Origin of the sequence: Pseudomonas sp. 10B238 (assembly GCF_000970615.1) — a bacterium.
Taxonomy (GTDB): Bacteria; Pseudomonadota; Gammaproteobacteria; order Pseudomonadales; family Pseudomonadaceae; genus Stutzerimonas.
This window is the reverse complement of the sequence record NZ_KQ033928.1, coordinates 183085-199140: the sequence shown is the minus strand read 5'-3', so window position 1 is coordinate 199140 and position 16056 is coordinate 183085. Positions and strand designations below refer to the sequence as shown.

Genomic DNA, 16056 nt, shown 5'->3' with positions numbered 1-16056 from the left:
GAGCAGCGCTCTTCTGGCCGGGCAAAGCCGGCCAGCGTTACGGACCCGCATTGCAATCGAGCCTGGGTGACCATGCCCACCACCATTCCTGATACCAGCGCCGCACTCGAAATGGATCGCCCCTTCGCCCCGGCCAGGTGGCTGCCCGGCGGCCATCTGCAAACGCTATGGAACCCCTTCTGCCGTCGCGCGCCTCTCCTGCAACGCCGCCGTGAGCGGCTGTGGCTCGCTGACGGCGATTTCATTGATCTCGATTGGCATGGGCCGCATGAAGCGGACGCACCGCTCGTGCTGGTATTGCATGGCCTGACCGGCTCATCGAGCTCGCTCTATGTGCTCGGCCTGCAACAGGAGCTGGCGAACCGGAACTGGGCAAGCATCGCGATCAACTGGCGAGGCTGCTCGGGCGAGCCAAACCTGCTGCCGCGCGCCTATCACTCCGGTGCAAGCGATGATCTGAGCGAAGTCATAGCTCATCTACAAGCCGCGCGGCCACTGGCCCCGCTGTATGCCGTGGGCTACTCGCTCGGTGGCAACGTGCTGCTCAAATACCTCGGCGAAACCGGCCAGGCAGCACCGCTGCAAAAAGCCGTGGCGGTGTCCGTGCCGTTTCGCCTGGACCAGTGCGCCGACCGTATCGGCCTCGGCTTTTCGCGGGTGTACCAGGCGCACTTCATGCGCGAGATGGTGGCCTACGTGAAAGAAAAGCAGCGCCTCTTCGCGCGCAACGGCGATGATCTCCATCTCTCGGCACTGCAGCGTCTGGGCTCGCTGGAAGGCATGCGCACCTTCTGGGATTTCGACGGCCGCTTCACCGCCCCACTGCATGGCTATGCTGATGCAACCGATTACTACCGCCGCGCCTCAAGCCGCTACTTCCTGCCCGACATCCGCATTCCGACGCTGCTGATCCAGGCCGAAGACGACCCCTTCGTCTTCCGCCACAGCGTGCCCGAGCCTGATGAGCTATCCGCAACCACCATTCTCGAACTGCACAGGAGCGGCGGGCACGTCGGCTTCGTCGAAGGCTCCCCGCTCAAACCTCGCTATTACCTGGAGCGGCGAATACCGGAGTGGCTGAATGAGCCATAGCAGACCAGCCAGGCTTCGCTTGCCCACAGCTCATCCCGGCAGGATCGGGGCGTGTAATTTCGCCAGCAAGCCTGAAACGGCCGGACGAGCCTCGTCTGTCACAAAGCCCTCCTCGAGCGCCAGCAGTTGAAAAATGCCTCGGCGCAGCATGTTTCGGTCCATGCCCCTGTCCTCGCCTCCGCCCAACGTGCAGAGAAAAGGCACCCAGGAGGTCATGACGATCCATGCGTTGACGGCCAGCGCCTCAACTTGAGCCGGCGTCATCCGGAGGATCCCGGCATCGACAAAGCCTTGGTAGATGGTTTGCGCACTCAGCAAGTGGCGCTTGGCAAACAGCTCATAGCGTGCGGCAAGCTGGTCGTCGCCACTCAAAAGATGCTCAAGATCACGGTGCACAAAACGGTAATCCCACATCGCCGAAAGCAGCGATTCGAGGTAGCGGGTCTTATCCTCGATGGTCAGCGCCCGTCCTTCCGGCAGCTGTAGAAATCCATCGACATTTCGCTCATAGCGATCAAACAGCTCGGCGATGATCGCCTGCTTGTTACGAAAATAGTAATAGAGGTTGCCCGGCGATATCTCCAGGTGTGCAGCGATGTGGTTGGTGGTCACGCTGCGCTCGCCTTGAGCATTGAACAGCTCCAGGCTCGCTTGCAGGATGCGCTCGCGGGTGCTCGGTTTGGGTGACATGCAGAAAGCTACTTTCGTCGTGCTAAAGCCGGAACGCAAAGGTAACCCGCCATCGGGGCTGCGCACAGGTTTGACACTTTAGAGTTTTTACTCTAGAAATCGTCGATCTGTCGCCTTTCCGGAGCGCCTCTAGTGCTTGCCGACGCCGTGTATCCGCATCCCAGCCATTTCGAAGCCGAGCATTTGCAGGCGTTATTCGAGCGTCAGCGCAGCGCTTTTCAGGTCTATCCCAGCCCTACTGCCGCTGATCGTCTGCAATGGCTGGAGGCGCTCCACGATTTGCTCGCCAGTCATCAGCAGCCGGTGATCGATGGCATCAGTGAGGACTTCGGTAACCGCTCGGCAGACGAGACGCGGCTAGCCGAGATCATGCCCAGCCTGGATGGCATTCGACACGCCAAACGCCACCTGACGCGCTGGATGAAGCCCTCTAGGCGTCGTGTGGGCATGGCTTTTCAGCCCGCCAGCGCCCGCGTCGTCTACCAGCCACTCGGTGTGGTCGGCATCATCGTGCCGTGGAATTACCCGTTGTATCTGGCCATCGGCCCGCTGATCGGCGCACTGGCTGCCGGCAACCGGGTGATGCTGAAGATGAGCGAGTCCACGCCGGCCACCGGTCAGCTGCTCAAGGATCTGCTCGCACAAATCTTTCCTGACGATCACGTCGCGGTTGTCCTCGGCGAGGCAGATGTGGGTATCGCCTTTTCAAAGCTGCCCTTCGATCACCTGTTGTTCACAGGCAGCACCAGCGTTGGCCGGCACGTGATGCGAGCGGCCGCGGAAAACCTGACGCCAGTGACGCTCGAACTGGGCGGTAAGTCGCCCGCGATCGTCTCGGCCGACGTGCCGCTCGCCGATGCGGCCGAGCGGATCGCGTTTGGCAAGACGCTCAATGCCGGGCAGACCTGTGTTGCGCCGGATTACGTGCTAGTACCCCGGCCACGCATCGATGAGTTCGTCGAGGCCTATCGAAAGGTGGTTCGGCGCTTTTACCCACAGCTGGCAGACAATCCCGACTACACCTCGATCATCAACCGGCGCCAGCATGCGCGGCTGCAGGGCTACCTGGACGACGCCCAGGACAAGGGCGCGCGCCTGCTGCCGCTGTTCGAGCAAGGCCAGGAACGGCGAATGCCGCACTGCCTCCTGCTCGATGTCACCGATGAGATGCAGGTCATGCAGGACGAGATCTTCGGACCGCTGCTGCCAGTGGTGCCTTATGACGAGATCGGTCAGGCCCTCGCCTATGTCAATGCACGGCCCCGACCGCTGGCGCTGTACTACTTCGGGTATGACCGAGCCGAGCAACGCCATGTGCTGCGTCACACCCATTCCGGTGGGGTCTGCCTCAACGACACGCTGCTGCATGTCGCCCAAGATGATCTGCCGTTCGGGGGCGTTGGTCCGTCGGGAATGGGCCATTACCACGGGCACGATGGATTCCTCACCTTCAGCAAGGCCAAAGGCGTCTTCATCAAGCAACGTTTCAATGCCGCGCGAATGATTTATCCCCCGTACGGCAAGGCGCTGCAGAAACTGGTCTACAAGCTCTTCGTGCGCTGAGAAACGCAGCCGGTGACAACAACAATGATCAATACCGAGCGACCATTTTCCCGCCGCAGCCTTCTCAGGGTCGGCCTGTTTGGCAGCGCGGCCCTCGCCAGCGCTGGCCTGATCGGCAGTTTGTCCGGTTGCAGTGCCGAGCATTCTGCTGCTGGCTTCGTACAGTTGCGCGAAAGCGACCTGCCGGTGCTGCGTCGCCTGACGCCAATCATCCTTAAAGGCGCCGTCCCGGAATCGAGCATGCCCGACGCCGTGCGGGGCACCCTGACGAGCCTTGACGAGGGGCTCGCCCACTTGCCACCCGCCGTATCGAAACAAGTTTCGCAGCTGTTCGATCTGCTGAGTCTGCCGCTCACCCGCGGTCCGCTGACCGGTGTCTGGGGCGGCTGGGAGCAGGCGCAGGACGGCGAGATTCAGGCGTTTCTGCAGCGCTGGGAAAACAGCCCGATTGCATTATTGCGGCAGGGTCATGCCTCGCTTCAGCAGATGATTCTGATGGCGTGGTATGGCCGACCGGAATCCTGGCGCCACTGCGGGTATCCCGGCCCGCCGGTCATCTAGCGATGGACACGAAGACCGCTCGCCCGACCTGAGGAACCGAAATGCCTGTCACCGACCCCTTTGCCGAAGGTATCGCCCGCGGCTGGAAAACCCATGACGGTTCTCGACTCGAGAAGGACATCACGCTCGACGCCGATATCGCCATCGTTGGCAGCGGGGCCGGTGGTGCCACCAGCGCCGAGTTCCTCAGCGCGGCCGGTTACAAGGTGCTGCTGATCGAAGAAGGCCCGTTACGCAGCAGCCAAGACTTCGACATGCAGGAACCCGCCGCCTACGCCTCGCTCTACCAGGAGGCAATCGGACGGACCAGCAAGGACGGCGCCATCACCATTCTGCAAGGCCGCGCTGTCGGCGGCTCGACCCTGGTGAATTGGACATCGAGCTTCCGCACGCCAGCCGCCACACTGGAGCACTGGGCCCACGAGCACGCCGTCGAGAACCTCTCCGAACAGAGCATGGCGCCCTGGTTCGAGCGCATGGAGCAGCGCTTGGGCATCGAGCCATGGCCACTGCCGCCCAACGCCAACAATCAGGTGATCCGCGACGGCTGCGCCGCACTCGGCTACAGCTGGGCGGTAATCCCGCGCAACGTGCGAGGCTGCTGGAATCTGGGCTATTGCGGCATGGGCTGCCCGACCAACGCCAAGCAATCAATGCTGGTGACAGCCATCCCGGCCACACTGGATGCTGGCGGCGAGCTGCTCTACCTCGCCCGCGCCGACCGTCTTATGGTGGACAAGGGCCGCGTCACCGCACTGGAGTGCCTCGCCATGGATGCGCGCAGCGTTGCGCCAACAGGTCGCAAGATTAGGGTACGTGCACGTCACTACATCCTCGCCGGGGGCGGCATCAACACGCCCGCCATCCTACTGCGCTCGGATGCGCCCGACCCGCACCAGCGCGTCGGAAAACGCACTTTTCTTCATCTGGTGAATTTTTCCGCCGCACAGTTTGAAAAGGTGATCAACCCGTTCTACGGCGCACCCCAGTCAATCTATTCCGACCATTTCCAATGGGACGATGGCACCCGCGGGCGTATGTCCTACAAGCTTGAAGTACCGCCCATCCATCCGGCCCTGGCCGCGACGCTGCTTGGCCGCGCCGGTATCGACAACGCCAGGCGCATGGAGCAGCTGCCACATACCAACGCGATGATTGCGCTGATGCGCGACGGTTTTCACCCGGAGAGCGCCGAAGGGCAGGTCCAGCTGCGCAGCGACGGCACGCCCACACTCGACTACCGGATGACTCCCTACACCTGGGATGGCATTCGCCGTGCCTACCACAGCATGGCGGAAATCCAGTTTGCCGCCGGCGCCAGAACGGTCCTGCCACTGCACAACGACGCCAGCCATGCGACCAACCTCGGACAAGCGCGCCAGATGATCGACGGGCTGAATCTCGAGCTATATCGCACCCGGCTCGGCAGTGCTCACGTGATGGGCGGTTGCGCCATGGGCGAAGACCCGCGCCAGGCGGTCACCGACAGCCTTGGCCGGCACCATCAGTTGGAAAACCTGTCGATCCACGACGGCTCGCTGTTTCCCACCAGCATCGGGGCCAATCCGCAGTTATCCATCTACGGCCTCGCCGCGAAACTCTCGAGTCAATTGGCCGAACGATTGAAAAATGCGTGAACGGCTTCGTTGTGCTGACATTCCGCAGCCATCCGCTTTGATGCTTTACGCTGCCGACGCCGAGCCGCTACCATCCACCCCCCACGCATGCGTCAGGACGCCGCGATGAATCGAGTGCTGTATCCGGGAACCTTCGACCCGATCACCATGGGCCACACCGACCTGGTCGAGCGCGCCTCGCGCCTGTTCGACGAAGTCATCATTGCCGTCGCTGCCAGCCCCAACAAGAATCCATTGTTCCCGCTCGAGCAGCGCGTCGCATTGGCCAAGGAGGTGACCTCGCATCTGCCGAACGTCAAGGTCATGGGCTTCTCCACGCTGCTGGCGCACTTCGTCACCGAGCAGAAGGCCAACGTGCTGCTGCGCGGCCTGCGGGCAGTTTCGGACTTCGAATATGAATTCCAGCTGGCCAACATGAACCGCCAGCTCGTCCCGGACGTGGAAAGCCTGTTTCTGACCCCGTCTGAAAAGTTCTCTTATATTTCCTCGACTCTGGTCCGCGAGATTGCCCGACTCGGTGGCGATGTCAGCAAATTCGTCCACCCCTCGGTGATGAAGGCGCTGACCGAGCGCTACGCCTCGCGCTGAAGCAGCCAGCCTTCGCGCGGCGGATGATTGCCGACAGAAGGGTGAGCACTGCCGCGTGCACCGGGCGAGTCGATGCGGCAAAATTGGCGCATCGTTTTTACCTATGCTGCGGTCGATGCTGCAGCTGGAGTTAGCTGGATGTCCCTGATAATCACCGATGACTGCATCAACTGCGACGTGTGCGAGCCCGAGTGCCCGAACAGCGCGATTTCCCAGGGTGAGGAAATCTACGTCATCGATCCGAATCTTTGCACCGAGTGCGTCGGCCATTACGACGAACCGCAGTGCCAACAAGTCTGCCCGGTGGATTGCATCCCGCTCGATGAAAGCAATGTCGAGAGCAAGGATGAGCTGATGCAGAAGTACATGATCATCACTGGCAAAGCCTGATCGACCTTCCGACCTCGCCTTGAAGGTGAGGACGCCCGTCATTCCATACCGCTGCAAGAGCTGCCTAACCACCGTGGGTGAGGCTTCAAGTCGACCACGGCTGCTGAGCTGTTGATGCCACAAGGTAGCTGCTGGCTGCGCAGCACGTTAGAAACACAACAGCCGAAAACGACACGACCCCGCACGCGATGAAGCGGCGAGGCCGTAGAGCGAATCGGATAAACCGCCGACCCGGTAAAGCTGAACTGCGGGATCAATCCTGGCGGTTATAACCGACGCGGGTGCAACCCAGGCAGCGAGCAAAGGCCGCGGCACCTGGCTCAACAACCAGCGCATGCCCCGTCTCCTTGATGCCACCGCCCATGGCGCTGAACGGCAGGCTCACGACGAACAGGCCGGCTCCGACGACAGTGGCCGCGATCAGCAGCGGACGGGCGATCAGCAGATCGCCAACGATGGAAAAGGCTTTCGGGGCTTCGACGGTGTACATCGGATCGCCGCTGGCGTTCTGCTGTACCGATTGCGCCTGCACAGGCATCGTCAGCAGACCTGTAGTCAGGGCCAAGACAACAGCAGTGGAGCGAAACAGATTCATGGTGTGGTCCTTCAGCTGGGCGAAACGAGGCAGATGATTGTAGTGAGCGTCACTATAGCAGTGGCCGCCGGTTGTTGATCGTGAACACCGTCAATGCCTGCGCAGTGCATGGCTGATCGGTTTTTCATCGCTGGCAGCGTCCGCAATAGACACTGGCACGCTGGCCGAGGCGGATTTCGCGCAGGGTCGAGCCACAGGTTTTGCAAAAATCCCCGCCCCGACCGTAGACGAACAGCTCTTGCTGGAAGTAACCCGGCTTGCCATCGCCCCCCACGAAGTCGCGCAGCGTGGTGCCGCCGCGCTCGATGGCATAGGCCAGGATCCGTTTGATCTCGACAGCCAGCTTCAGGTAGCGCACCCGCGACACCGCACCGGCCGCTCGCCGCGGATCGATTCCGGCAGCAAACAGCGCCTCGCTCGCATAAATATTACCGACGCCGACCACCACCGCGTTATCCATGATGAACGGCTTGATCGCCATGCTGCGTCCACGTGACATCTGATACAGACGCTCTCCGTCGAACGCGTCGCTGAGCGGCTCCGGGCCCAGGCTGGCGAGCAGCACGTGGCTCAGCGGATCATCGCTCCACAGCAGGGCGCCGAAGCGGCGGGGGTCGGTGTAGCGCAGCGCCATTCCGGACTCCAGCACGATGTCGACATGCTCGTGCTTGCCCACTGGAAGATCAGCCGGTACCAGCCGCAGGCTGCCGGACATGCCTAGGTGCGCGATGAGCGTGCCCACTTCAGCCTTGATCAGCAGGTACTTGGCGCGCCGCTCAACCGACTCGATACGCTGGCCGGACAGCCGTACGTCCAGATCCTCCGGGATCGGCCAGCGCAACCGTCGCTCGCGCACGATGACCCGACTGACACGTTGGCCGACAAGATGCGGAGCGATGCCGCGGCGGGTGGTTTCGACTTCTGGGAGTTCGGGCATACAGGCAAATCGAGAAGGGAACGGCAGGCGACCTTAGCAGCTAACGCACGGCCCGGTCAGCCGACACCCAGCTCCCTAATGATGTCGCGCTGGCATTCGAAATCGTATTCGGAGAGGCCAACGTATTCGAGCACCAGCTGCGCCACGGCATCCCACTCATGGTCCTCCGGCTGATCGCCCAGTACACGATGGCAGGCGCAGATGTGCTCAGCCATCTTCAGGATCGCCAGCAACGTTTTGACTTGAGGGTCGCTCCATTCATCGTTGAACAGCGCTAGCGCGTTATGGTGATTGGCGATGGCCTCGCACAAGTGTTGCGGCAGCTTCCACGAGCGCGCCACGAAATACCCGACCACCGCATGATTGGTATTCAGCGCCCGGTTTTCGACATCTGTGATGCGCGTTTCGGCACCGACACTGGCGTAGGCCTCCTCCAGCACCCTCATATAGCCAGGAAAGCGGGTCAGCATCAGCGGGATGCCACAGTTGTGAAACAGACCGAGCGTGTAGGCCTCGTCAGGCGCCGGATGACCGATGCGCTTGGCCAACGCCAGACAGGTGCTGGCCACATCCTGCGCCGAATCCCAGAAACGGTTGAGCGTGACGATCGCCGCATCGGTCAGCTCGCCGCGGATCGATTGCGCATTGATCAGGTTGATGACTGAACGGCAACCCAGCAGGTTGACGGCCTGCTGGATCGAGGCGATGCGGTTGGCGAGGCCGAAGAACGGTGAGTTAACCGTTTTCAGCAAGGCGCCGGACAACCCTGGATCCTGGCTGATCAGGCGGGCAATGGCGCGCAAGTCGGGATCAGGCATGACCTGCTCCATCTGCAGGTCGACCATGATCTGCGGCTGCGGCGGCACGCTGATCCCCTGCAGCACGCTGCGGATCTGCTCGTCGGTGAGTTCAATGGACATAGAAAGCGGCTCAGCCTTGTCGATAGCACAAGGCCACCAAGAAAAGAGTGCGAACTTTGGCCGAGATGGCGGTCGGATTTCAAGTAGATCAATTTGAAATCCGACGAGGAGGAAAACGAAATGGCCGATTCCCTGAAAGGCAAACGCATCGCGATCCTGGTGACAGACGGTTTCGAGCAGGTCGAGCTGACTGGGCCAAAGGAGGCGCTGGAAAAAGCCGGCGCGACCGCCGAGATCATTTCGTCATCGAACGGCGAAGTGACCGGCTGGAACCACACCACGCCCGCCACTAAGTTTCACGTCGATAAGACGTTCGACACCATTCACATGGAAGACTACGACGCCGTTCTGCTTCCGGGCGGCGTGGTGAATTCCGACACCATCCGCACCGACGAGATGGCCCAGGAGCTGGTTCGCGATGCGGCACGCGCCAACAAGACCATAGCTGTGATCTGTCATGGCGCCTGGTTGCTGGCCTCCGCTGACTTGGTCAAAGGCAAGAAGATGACCAGCTGGCCGTCGCTGACCGATGACTTGAAGAATGCTGGCGCGCAGTGGGTCAACGAGCAGGTCGTGGTCGACGGCCATCTGATCAGCAGCCGCAAGCCGGACGACATCCCGGCGTTCAACGAAGCGCTGATCAAAGCCCTCGCGGCCTGACGCCACCTAGGTAACGCCGAGGCATCGCGAATACCGGTCGACCGCGACAGGCCGATGCCTCTTCTGAGCCGCCTGCTGGGGCAACTGCTCCCAGCAGCGACGGCTAACCCCAACGCCCTCCTCCATCCAGCCAGCGCTTTTGTCAGCCCTCTGGCCTATAATCGCGCCCTTTTCCCGGAGCCTCCCGATGAGCCTGCCCAGCCTGCGCCTCAAAGCCAACGCCGACCGCCGCCTGCGCGCCGGCCATCTGTGGGTCTATAGCAATGAGGTGGACACCGCAGCCACGCCGCTGAGCGGTTTTGCCGCTGGTGATCAGGCCATCCTCGAAGCAGCGGGAGGCAAGCCGCTGGGCATCGTCGGCGTCTCGCCGAACAACCTGATCTGCGCGCGCCTGCTGTCACGTGACCTCAAGCACAGCCTGGACAAGTCGCTGCTGGTCCATCGCATTCAGGTCGCACTGTCGCTGCGCGATCGCCTGTTCGATCAACCTTGCTACCGCCTGATCTACGGTGACTCGGATCTGCTGCCGGGCCTGGTGGTGGATCGTTTCCATGACCATCTGGTGGTTCAGCTGGCCTCCGCCACCATGGAGCGCAACAAGGATGCCGTGCTCGAAGCCCTGGTCCAGGTGCTCGAGCCGCGCGGTGTGCTGTGGAAGAACGACTCCAGCGCTCGCGATGCCGAAGGGCTGGAGCGCTACGTCGATACCGCGTTCGGAGTAGTGCCGGAATGGGTTGCGCTGGAAGAGAACGGCGTCAAGTTCGAAGCACCCGTGTTGCAGGGCCAGAAGACCGGCTGGTTCTACGACCACCGCATGAACCGCGCACGCCTGGCGCCCTACGTGAAAGGCAAGCGCGTGCTCGACCTGTTCAGCTACATCGGCGGCTGGGGCGTACAGGCCGCCGCCTTCGGCGCCAGTGAAGTGTTCTGCGTCGATGCCTCGGCGTTCGCGCTGGATGGCGTCGAGCGCAACGCCGCGCTCAATGGCGTTGCAGAGAAGATGACCTGCGTGGAAGGCGATGCCTTCGAAGCGATGAGGGAGCTGAAGAACGCCGAAGAACGCTTCGACGTGGTCATCACCGACCCGCCCGCTTTCATCAAGCGCAAAAAAGACATCAAGAACGGTGAAGCCGCCTACCGTCGCCTCAACGAAACCGCGATGCGTCTACTGAACAAGGACGGCATCCTGGTCAGCGCCAGCTGCTCGATGCACCTTGAGGAAGACAACCTGCAGAACATCCTGCTCGGCAGCGCCCGCCATCTGGATCGCAACATCCAGCTGCTCGAGCGGGGATCGCAGGGCCCGGATCACCCGGTGCATCCAGCGATCCCCGAGACCCGCTATATCAAAAGCATCACCTGTCGCATCCTCCCTAACAGCTGATAGCTGTCGCCAGATGAACGAAGCCCCACACCAAGACGCGTGCGGGGCTTCGTTAACCGCCTTACTCGATTCCCTTGCGCTGCTCGGTCCAAAGATAGCTGGTGCACAACCCGCAGAAGCGACCATAGAAGGTGCTGCGCGCCGTTTCATCCTCCATCAGGTGATAGCGGAACCACGCCGTTGAGGGTCCGCGGTAGGCTCCACCGTCGCCGACCGGCTCGAAGTGACTGACATATCGCCGCTCACCCCAGAACACCGGCACATTGGCCCGTGTGTAGACCGGCTGCGCGTTGAGGTACGGAAACGCGATGGTGTCGCCCCCGCCTGACATCAAAAACATCGGCCCCTTCTGATTTCGCTGCGACGACGGGTCATGCCCCAGCCCGATGGTGTAGGGCTGGATTGGCGCGGTCACGCTCACCCGATCATCCTGCCCAGCCATGATCGATCCGCCGCCGCCCTGGGAATGACCTGACGTGCCGACCCGACCGGTGTTAAGCACGCCAACGTAAGTGCCATAGGTGCGATTGCTCTCTTGTACCAGGTAGTCGAGGCAGGCCAGCATGTCCCGTCCAGTCCCGGCGTTGGACGTCTCCGCCGCTGCGACAACGAATCCATGGCTGGCCCAGTGCGATAAGAGGCCCGAATACGCAGTCGGCCCGGTCCCGGTACCGTTACCCCAAAGAATTACCGGATGCCGGACGCCGTTCTGCCCCAAGCTACTGGGACGGTAGACGCGGCAGTTCGGGCCTTCGCTGCGACTGGTTGTGGCATAGGGACCGGAGCGCTCGAAGTTCGATACCGCAGGAAAGGGCGCGCCGGGCGTATCCGGCAGCGGCGCAGCCAAGGCAGACCCGCAGATCGCCAGGCCCAGTGCAGCGGCAATGCCGCTAAGTTTGATGTCCAGCATGTGTGTTTCCTCTTGTTGTTCTGATCATGTGTATGGACGTTCGCACCAGCTCGCGATGTGAGTCGAACGCACTGCACCTCCTATGTTTCCCGCGTAACCATCGGCAGAGCGGGTGGCCAGTCGGCCCGAATCAACCCTAGCCAGCGAAAACCACCGCGCCACCTGATGCGCCCGTGCAGCGGACGAACGGCTGCGCTTCGCCCCGGCTGAATAATTCATCATTAGCTTCAGTGTTGATGCGCTTGACTCAACGCAGCATGAGCCTCGGTAATCGCGCCGTTTGGCTCGCCGACAGGAACGCGCGTAGAATCGGGCTATTCCTCGCCATCATCCCCAGGCGGGCCATGAGCCCAGGCCGCCCGAGCGATACCCCGCCTCGATCGGCCCCTCCGCACGCACGGTCACCTGCCGTTGCACGCGGCACAGGTGACGCTCACCATAAGCACTATTCGAACCGCTGATTAGCCGCAGGAACCGTCATGCCCGATTACCGCTCGAAAACTTCCACGCACGGCCGCAACATGGCCGGTGCCCGCGCGCTCTGGCGTGCCACCGGCATGAAGGACGAAGACTTCAAGAAGCCGATCATCGCCATCTCCAACTCCTTCACCCAGTTCGTGCCCGGTCACGTGCACCTGAAGGACCTGGGCCAGCTGGTCGCCCGTGAGATTGAAAAGCACGGCGGCGTAGCCAAGGAATTCAACACCATCGCGGTCGACGACGGCATCGCCATGGGCCACGACGGCATGCTCTATTCGCTGCCCTCGCGCGAAATCATTGCCGACTCGGTGGAGTACATGGTCAACGCGCATTGCGCCGACGCCATCGTCTGCATCTCCAACTGCGACAAGATCACCCCTGGCATGCTGATGGCTGCGCTGCGCCTGAACATCCCGGTGGTGTTCGTCTCCGGCGGCCCGATGGAAGCCGGCAAGACCAAGCTCGCCAGCCACGGCCTGGACCTGGTCGACGCCATGGTCATCGCTGCCGATGAAAGCGCCTCCGACGAGAAGGTCGCCGAATACGAGCGCAGCGCCTGCCCGACCTGCGGCAGCTGCTCCGGCATGTTTACCGCCAACTCGATGAACTGCCTGGCCGAAGCCTTAGGGCTAGCCCTGCCTGGCAACGGTTCGACCCTGGCGACCCACAGCGACCGCGAGCAGCTGTTCCTGCGCGCCGGCCGTACCGTGGTCGAGCTGTGCCAGCGTTATTACGGTGAAGGCGACGAATCGGTGCTGCCGCGCAATATCGCCAGTCGCAAGGCGTTCGAGAACGCCATGACCCTGGACATCGCCATGGGTGGTTCCACCAACACCATCCTGCACCTGCTGGCTGCGGCTCAGGAAGCCGAGGTCGACTTCGACCTGCGCGCCATCGACGCCCTGTCACGCAAGGTGCCGCAGCTGTGCAAAGTCGCGCCGAACATCCAGAAGTACCACATGGAAGACGTGCACCGCGCTGGCGGCATTTTCTCCATTCTCGGCGAACTGGCCCGTGGCGGCCTGCTGCACACCGACGTGCCCACCGTGCACAGCCGGACGCTTGCTGAAGGCATCGCCCAATGGGACATCACCCAGACCCAGGATGAAGCGGTACACACCTTCTTCAAGGCAGGCCCGGGCGGCATCCCAACGCAGACGGCGTTCAGCCAGTCGACCCGCTGGGACACCCTGGACCTGGACCGCGCCGAAGGCTGCATCCGCAGCGTCGAGCACGCCTATTCGCAGGAAGGTGGCCTCGCCGTGCTCTACGGCAACATCGCCCTGGATGGCTGCGTAGTGAAGACCGCGGGTGTGGATGAATCCATCCATGTCTTCGAAGGCACCGCCAAGATCTTCGAAAGCCAGGACAGCGCCGTGAAGGGCATCCTCAATGACGAAGTGAAGGCCGGTGACATCGTCATCATCCGCTACGAAGGCCCGAAAGGCGGCCCGGGCATGCAGGAAATGCTCTACCCGACCTCGTATCTGAAGTCCAAGGGACTGGGCAAGGACTGCGCCCTGCTCACCGACGGCCGCTTCTCCGGCGGCACCTCGGGCCTGTCCATCGGCCACGCTTCGCCTGAAGCCGCTGCGGGCGGCGCCATCGGCCTGGTACGTGACGGTGACAAGGTGCTGATCGACATCCCCAACCGCAGCATTCAGCTGCAGGTCAGTGATGAAGAGCTGTCCCACCGCCGCATCGAGCAGGACAAGAAAGGCTGGAAGCCTGCCGCCCCGCGCCCGCGCAAGGTGACAACAGCGCTCAAGGCCTACGCCCTGCTCGCCACCAGCGCCGACAAGGGCGCGGTGCGCAACAAGGCAATGCTGGACGGCTGATCCATCGCTGTAAAACAAGCCCGGCCTTCGCGCCGGGCTTTTTCATGGTTCGCCGATGGCCGGTTCCAGCCGAACTCCGTCAATTTCGATCGCGCTGAAGCGGGGCGCGACCAGTTCGAACTCACCCCTATCAAGAAGCTCGCCTAGCGCCTCGCCTTCCGGCAGCGCGCCTGCGGTGACGCGCAGCTGGCCAAGCCAACGCCAGCCTCCCGCAGCAATCCGTCCCAGCACTGGCACCACACGAGGCTCGCCGCGGAGCAGCAGCACTTCGAATTGGCCGTCCCGATCCAGATCCACTGCAAACAACCGACACTCTGCTAAGCATCCCTGATTGCTGACGGCACGTGCCAACGAGCCATCTTCATCCGTTACAGGTTCGCCAATCCAGGGCACTGGCGGCGCGGCTGCGACCTCCTGCTCGCGTTTCCACGCCCAATAGTGGTCCGCCTTATCAAGCCGTTGCAGATCGGCTTGCAGGCCCGTGCGCCGAGCCTCGTCTTCCCAACGCTCGCCTAGTTGCTGACGCAGCGCTTGCAGGTATCGCCGTCCCGGCTCACCCAGCTGAAAGCGAAGCGCGCCCATGTCGGTTCGCTCGACTGGCACCTCGTCACTCAGCAGACGCTGATACTGACTGGCCGCGCTCAGCTGCAGGGGGCTCAGCGCAGGCACATGCATCAGCACCAACAGGCAGGCGGCGAACAGTGCCAGAGGCGGGTTGCTCTGTCGGAGCCCGCTCAGCCACGCGGCATCACGTCGGATCACTGCTCTCACCAGTGCCAGGCCATGCACCATCGCTACGAGCGCCAGGAGCGCAGCCAACACGCGATCCGGCGTCAGCCCGTACTGGTCGATCCGCAGCCACAACGCATGCATCGCGAGGCCAGCCAGTAACGGCAGGCACAGCGAACTGGCATCCGCCAGCAACCGTAAGGGTCGCGGGTAGTGGGACCTCTGCAGCCCGTCCTGCACCACCCCGTTGAGCAGTGCGATATGCGCGAACACCAGCGCCAGCAAGATCGGCGTCGCGTGGCGTGTCGCCCAGAGCGGAGCAAGGCCGGTGAAAGGCAGGAAGACCACGAACAGCAGCAGGATCACCACCGTCAACGGCAGCAGAAAACGACACATGGCCTGCAGCACGTTGCGCAACGCATCGATGACCTGGCCACGTTCCAGCCCGATGCGCAGCCCGGCGGCGACAACGGTCGCGCTGGCGACCCAGACGAAGCCGGACGAATTGAAGAGCCGCTTGAACTGATCGACCCCAAGCATGCTGAACAGGCCCGCCCAGAGCCAGATCAACAGCCAGAACACCCCAAGCATCACGAGCGCCATGAACAGCAGCAAACCGTTGTTCCAGGCGTGACGGTAGAGCGCGCTGTAGTCGAAGCGCCAGCGATGCGCAGGGTCACGAGCCTGGATGAAGGGTGTGAGGATGTAGGCCAATGCCAGATGACTCCACAGCAGCAGCGTGCCGGTCGTTTCATCGAAGTAATACCAGCGCGGCTGATCGAACTGAACCCCAAGCCAGGCTGCCAACGCTGCGGGCAAAAGAATCGCAGGGAGCAGCAGTTTCCAGCGATCCGCCTCGCGCAATTGCCCCCAGAGCATCTGCAGCTGCCAGCCCCCCACCACGACCAACACAATCAGGGCGGAACAGAGGGACCGCCAGACAGACCCGTGCGGCCAGCTTTCGCCGGCCATCCATAGCGTCAGGCCCTGCAACAGACCCACCGCCAGATAAACCATCAGGGGTCGCTGCTCAATTACTGGTTGCATGATTTTTCCTTCAGGAAGTCGTGGCAGCGCGGTCA

The 16056-nt window shown here is 62.4% G+C and carries 15 protein-coding genes; 9 read left to right on the top strand and 6 right to left on the bottom strand.

Annotation, left to right across the window (positions count from 1 at the left end; all coding sequences use genetic code 11):
- Positions 1-111: 111 nt before the first annotated feature.
- On the top strand, positions 112-1092 hold the full coding sequence (locus RT21_RS03205) for a hydrolase (protein WP_046161831.1): 981 nt from the start codon (positions 112-114) through the stop codon (positions 1090-1092).
- Between the two features lie 30 nt (positions 1093-1122).
- Here the strand turns inward: RT21_RS03205 and RT21_RS03200 are convergent, their stop codons facing one another.
- Positions 1123-1782, bottom strand: a complete 660-nt coding sequence (locus RT21_RS03200; protein ID WP_046161585.1) for a TetR/AcrR family transcriptional regulator — start codon at positions 1780-1782, stop codon at positions 1123-1125.
- 132 nt (positions 1783-1914) lie between these two features.
- Between RT21_RS03200 and RT21_RS03195 the strand changes: the two genes are divergently transcribed.
- From RT21_RS03195 to RT21_RS03175, 5 genes are all read left to right on the top strand, one after another.
- The gene (locus tag RT21_RS03195) at positions 1915-3345 is read left to right on the top strand and encodes a coniferyl aldehyde dehydrogenase (protein WP_046161584.1); all 1431 of its coding nucleotides are present in this window, start codon (positions 1915-1917) and stop codon (positions 3343-3345) included.
- A gap of 24 nt (positions 3346-3369) precedes the next feature.
- A complete protein-coding gene (locus RT21_RS03190; protein WP_046161583.1) occupies positions 3370-3906 on the top strand; it encodes a hypothetical protein in 537 nt (178 codons plus the stop codon).
- A gap of 41 nt (positions 3907-3947) precedes the next feature.
- Positions 3948-5543, top strand: coding sequence for a GMC family oxidoreductase (locus tag RT21_RS03185; protein WP_046161582.1), 1596 nt, complete (start codon positions 3948-3950; stop codon positions 5541-5543).
- 105 nt (positions 5544-5648) lie between these two features.
- On the top strand, positions 5649-6131 hold the full coding sequence (gene coaD / locus RT21_RS03180) for a pantetheine-phosphate adenylyltransferase (protein ID WP_045423625.1): 483 nt from the start codon (positions 5649-5651) through the stop codon (positions 6129-6131).
- A 138-nt stretch (positions 6132-6269) separates the two neighbouring features.
- Positions 6270-6521 (top strand): YfhL family 4Fe-4S dicluster ferredoxin, encoded by a 252-nt coding sequence (locus RT21_RS03175; protein WP_045423623.1) that lies wholly within the window; start codon positions 6270-6272, stop codon positions 6519-6521.
- Between the two features lie 253 nt (positions 6522-6774).
- Here the strand turns inward: RT21_RS03175 and RT21_RS03170 are convergent, their stop codons facing one another.
- The 3 genes from RT21_RS03170 to RT21_RS03160 form a co-directional block, all read right to left on the bottom strand.
- The gene (locus RT21_RS03170) at positions 6775-7116 is read right to left on the bottom strand and encodes a hypothetical protein (protein ID WP_045423621.1); all 342 of its coding nucleotides are present in this window, start codon (positions 7114-7116) and stop codon (positions 6775-6777) included.
- 124 nt (positions 7117-7240) lie between these two features.
- Complete coding sequence (gene mutM / locus RT21_RS03165; RefSeq protein ID WP_046161581.1) at positions 7241-8053, bottom strand: bifunctional DNA-formamidopyrimidine glycosylase/DNA-(apurinic or apyrimidinic site) lyase; 813 nt, start codon at positions 8051-8053, stop codon at positions 7241-7243.
- 56 nt (positions 8054-8109) lie between these two features.
- Positions 8110-8919, bottom strand: coding sequence for an HDOD domain-containing protein (locus RT21_RS03160; protein ID WP_177327052.1), 810 nt, complete (start codon positions 8917-8919; stop codon positions 8110-8112).
- A 174-nt stretch (positions 8920-9093) separates the two neighbouring features.
- On the opposite strand from RT21_RS03160, the gene RT21_RS03155 reads away from it, so the two are divergent.
- Together RT21_RS03155 and RT21_RS03150 are read left to right on the top strand one after the other, a co-directional pair.
- Positions 9094-9633, top strand: a complete 540-nt coding sequence (locus RT21_RS03155; RefSeq protein ID WP_046161579.1) for a type 1 glutamine amidotransferase domain-containing protein — start codon at positions 9094-9096, stop codon at positions 9631-9633.
- 187 nt (positions 9634-9820) lie between these two features.
- The gene (locus RT21_RS03150) at positions 9821-11017 is read left to right on the top strand and encodes a class I SAM-dependent rRNA methyltransferase (RefSeq protein ID WP_046161578.1); all 1197 of its coding nucleotides are present in this window, start codon (positions 9821-9823) and stop codon (positions 11015-11017) included.
- A gap of 61 nt (positions 11018-11078) precedes the next feature.
- Here the strand turns inward: RT21_RS03150 and RT21_RS03145 are convergent, their stop codons facing one another.
- Positions 11079-11927 carry a poly(ethylene terephthalate) hydrolase family protein gene (locus RT21_RS03145; protein WP_046161577.1) on the bottom strand — a complete coding sequence of 283 codons (849 nt, stop codon included), beginning with the start codon at positions 11925-11927 and terminating at the stop codon, positions 11079-11081.
- Between the two features lie 479 nt (positions 11928-12406).
- Here RT21_RS03145 and ilvD point away from each other — a divergent pair, with 479 nt between their 5' ends.
- Complete coding sequence (ilvD, locus tag RT21_RS03140; protein WP_046161576.1) at positions 12407-14245, top strand: dihydroxy-acid dehydratase; 1839 nt, start codon at positions 12407-12409, stop codon at positions 14243-14245.
- 42 nt (positions 14246-14287) lie between these two features.
- Here ilvD and RT21_RS03135 read toward each other — a convergent pair whose 3' ends face one another.
- The gene (locus tag RT21_RS03135) at positions 14288-16021 is read right to left on the bottom strand and encodes a DUF4153 domain-containing protein (RefSeq protein WP_046161575.1); all 1734 of its coding nucleotides are present in this window, start codon (positions 16019-16021) and stop codon (positions 14288-14290) included.
- Between the last annotated feature and the right edge of the window lie 35 nt (positions 16022-16056).

Bases quoted from the DNA above. Each gene is read 5' to 3' on its own strand.
- RT21_RS03205 (WP_046161831.1), top strand. From the start codon at position 112: ATGGATCGCCCCTTCGCCCCGGCCAGGTGGCTGCCCGGCGGCCATCTG.
- RT21_RS03200 (WP_046161585.1), bottom strand. From the start codon at position 1,782: ATGTCACCCAAACCGAGCACCCGCGAGCGCATCCTGCAAGCGAGCCTG.
- RT21_RS03190 (WP_046161583.1), top strand. From the start codon at position 3,370: ATGATCAATACCGAGCGACCATTTTCCCGCCGCAGCCTTCTCAGGGTC.
- RT21_RS03185 (WP_046161582.1), top strand. From the start codon at position 3,948: ATGCCTGTCACCGACCCCTTTGCCGAAGGTATCGCCCGCGGCTGGAAA.
- coaD (WP_045423625.1), top strand. From the start codon at position 5,649: ATGAATCGAGTGCTGTATCCGGGAACCTTCGACCCGATCACCATGGGC.
- RT21_RS03175 (WP_045423623.1), top strand. From the start codon at position 6,270: ATGTCCCTGATAATCACCGATGACTGCATCAACTGCGACGTGTGCGAG.
- RT21_RS03170 (WP_045423621.1), bottom strand. From the start codon at position 7,116: ATGAATCTGTTTCGCTCCACTGCTGTTGTCTTGGCCCTGACTACAGGT.
- mutM (WP_046161581.1), bottom strand. From the start codon at position 8,053: ATGCCCGAACTCCCAGAAGTCGAAACCACCCGCCGCGGCATCGCTCCG.
- RT21_RS03155 (WP_046161579.1), top strand. From the start codon at position 9,094: ATGGCCGATTCCCTGAAAGGCAAACGCATCGCGATCCTGGTGACAGAC.
- RT21_RS03150 (WP_046161578.1), top strand. From the start codon at position 9,821: ATGAGCCTGCCCAGCCTGCGCCTCAAAGCCAACGCCGACCGCCGCCTG.
- RT21_RS03145 (WP_046161577.1), bottom strand. From the start codon at position 11,927: ATGCTGGACATCAAACTTAGCGGCATTGCCGCTGCACTGGGCCTGGCG.
- ilvD (WP_046161576.1), top strand. From the start codon at position 12,407: ATGCCCGATTACCGCTCGAAAACTTCCACGCACGGCCGCAACATGGCC.
- RT21_RS03135 (WP_046161575.1), bottom strand. From the start codon at position 16,021: ATGCAACCAGTAATTGAGCAGCGACCCCTGATGGTTTATCTGGCGGTG.